Source organism: Acidiphilium sp. PM (assembly GCF_000219295.1).
Lineage (GTDB): Bacteria > Pseudomonadota > Alphaproteobacteria > Acetobacterales > Acetobacteraceae > Acidiphilium > Acidiphilium multivorum.
Genome location: NZ_AFPR01000342.1, coordinates 1 through 1894 on the forward strand (window position 1 = coordinate 1; position 1894 = coordinate 1894).

Sequence of the window (1894 nt, forward strand, 5' to 3'; positions counted from 1 at the left end):
AGCCGGGCGAGCGGGCCGGGCACCTCGCGCAGGGCGAGATTGGCGACGTCGAGCCGGCGCAGGGTTTCGAGCCCGGCGAGGAAGGCGGGGTTCTCGATGTCGAGCGTCAGCGGGAAGACCTGCCGGCAGATCGCCGAGGTGATGCGGAAGACCTGCATGTCGTAGGCGGTGGGGTCGAGCCCGAGGGCGGCGTGGAAGCGGGGGCGGGCATGGTCGCGGATGTACATCGTGGCGAAGACCGCGAGCTGGAAGAAGCGCACCCAGAGCCGGTTGGCGCCGGTGAGCATGCCGGGATTGGCGCGCATCAGCAGCGCGAAGGCCTCGCCGTGGCGGAATTCGTCGTTGCACCACTCGCGGAACCACTTGAAGATGGGGTGGATCCGCAGCTCGGGATGGCGTTCGAGCTGGCGGAAGATCGAGATGTAGCGGGCGTAGCCGATCTTCTCGGAGAGATAGGTGGCGTAGAAGATGAATTTCGGGCGGAAGAAATGGTATTTCTTCGCCTTCGTCAGGAAGCCGAGATCGACCTTCATGCCGATGTCGTGCAGCGCCTCGTTGATGAAGCCGGCGTGGCGCGCCTCGTCGCGGCTCATGTAGCCGAACAGGGCCTTGAGGTCGGGGTTGGCGATGCGCTTGCGGATCTCGGCATAGAGCACGCAGCCGGAGAATTCGGCGGTGACCGAGCTGATCAGGAAGTCGATGAATTCGCGGTGCAGCTCGGGCTCCATCGTCGAGAGATCGACGGCGAATTCGTCGGTCCGCACGAAATGGCCCTTGTTGGGATCGGCCTCGAACTCGGCCATCAGCCGGTCCCACTCGGCGCGCACCGGCTCGATCGAGAGCCGGTCGAGGGCGGGGAAATCGGTGGTGTAGAAGCGCGGGCTGAGCATGGTGCTCGACTGGGCGATGGCCGTCTGCGCGTCGGGTGCTGCGGTGGGTGCTGTTCTTGCGTTCATGGCTCAGGCTCCCGGTGCGGCGAGGGCGGCCTCGGCCTCGGCGAGCGGCATGAAGCCGACCTCGTAGAGCTCGGTGATCTCGAGGATCGAGCGGAACTCGACCCACCAGCGCTCGATCGGGCTGGCCCGCCGCAGGGTGGCGCGGCGCGCGCAGGTCAGGCGCGTGCCGAAGCCGATCGCGGTCGGCATGTCGTGGACGATCACGACATCGCCGGGGCGGATCTCGACATCCTCGGGAATGGCGTGGGCGTGCAGGCTTTCGGGCGTTTGCTCGATGTCGATCGAGCAGAGCAGCTCGATGTCGCGGATGCTGCCGATCATGATGGCTCTCCCGGTTTGAGGGTCTCCGCGTTGCGGAGCAGCGTCGCGAACTGTTTCGCGTTGGCGGGCCCGAAGGCGCGCAGGTCGATCCGCTCGTGCGTGGCCGGATCGGCGATGACGAGGCGGTCGGGCCCGTAAAGGGCGAGCTGGAAGGGAAGGTCGCGGGCGATGCCGGCGCGGGCGCGGGCGGCGAAGAGGATTCGCATCGTCGCGCGCAGGAAGGTGTCGGCGGTGGGGGCGATGCGGGCGATGGGCTGCGCGGTCGCGGCGTTGCGGATCACCAGCGCGTCGTCCGGCGCCTGGGTGAAGCGCAGCAGCACGGCCTCGCGCGGCGGCGGGGCGGGGTGTGGCTGGCGCGTGAGGCGGGCGCCGGCGGCGAGCGCGATGGTGCCGGCGACCAGCAGGAAACAGCCAACGAGCGCCCAGACGGGGATGTGAATCCGGTCGTCATGCGCTTCGAGACCGTCATCGATCTGGGAATAGACGACCCTGCCATCGCGCGGCAGCGCGGCACCGCGCGGGACGGCACTCTGTGCGGCGGCGCGGGGCAGGGCGGGGCGGATCATGCCGGGCTGGCCTCGCCATTCGCGCCGGCCGGCTGGATGCGGGCCGTGCGG

The 1894-nt window shown here is 68.9% G+C and carries 3 protein-coding genes; all 3 read right to left on the reverse strand.

The window, feature by feature from the left end; all coding sequences use genetic code 11:
* On the reverse strand, positions 1-956 hold a 956-nt coding region (gene acsF / locus APM_RS12405), incomplete at its 3' end, for a magnesium-protoporphyrin IX monomethyl ester (oxidative) cyclase (protein ID WP_007423724.1).
* 3 nt (positions 957-959) lie between these two features.
* Positions 960-1277: a hypothetical protein gene (locus APM_RS12410; RefSeq protein ID WP_007423725.1), complete on the reverse strand. Its 318-nt coding sequence runs from the start codon at positions 1275-1277 to the stop codon at positions 960-962.
* Positions 1274-1894: photosynthetic complex assembly protein PuhC (puhC, locus tag APM_RS12415; RefSeq protein ID WP_241763155.1), on the reverse strand; the 621-nt coding region annotated here is incomplete at its 5' end. The genes puhC and APM_RS12410, both read right to left, overlap by 4 nt.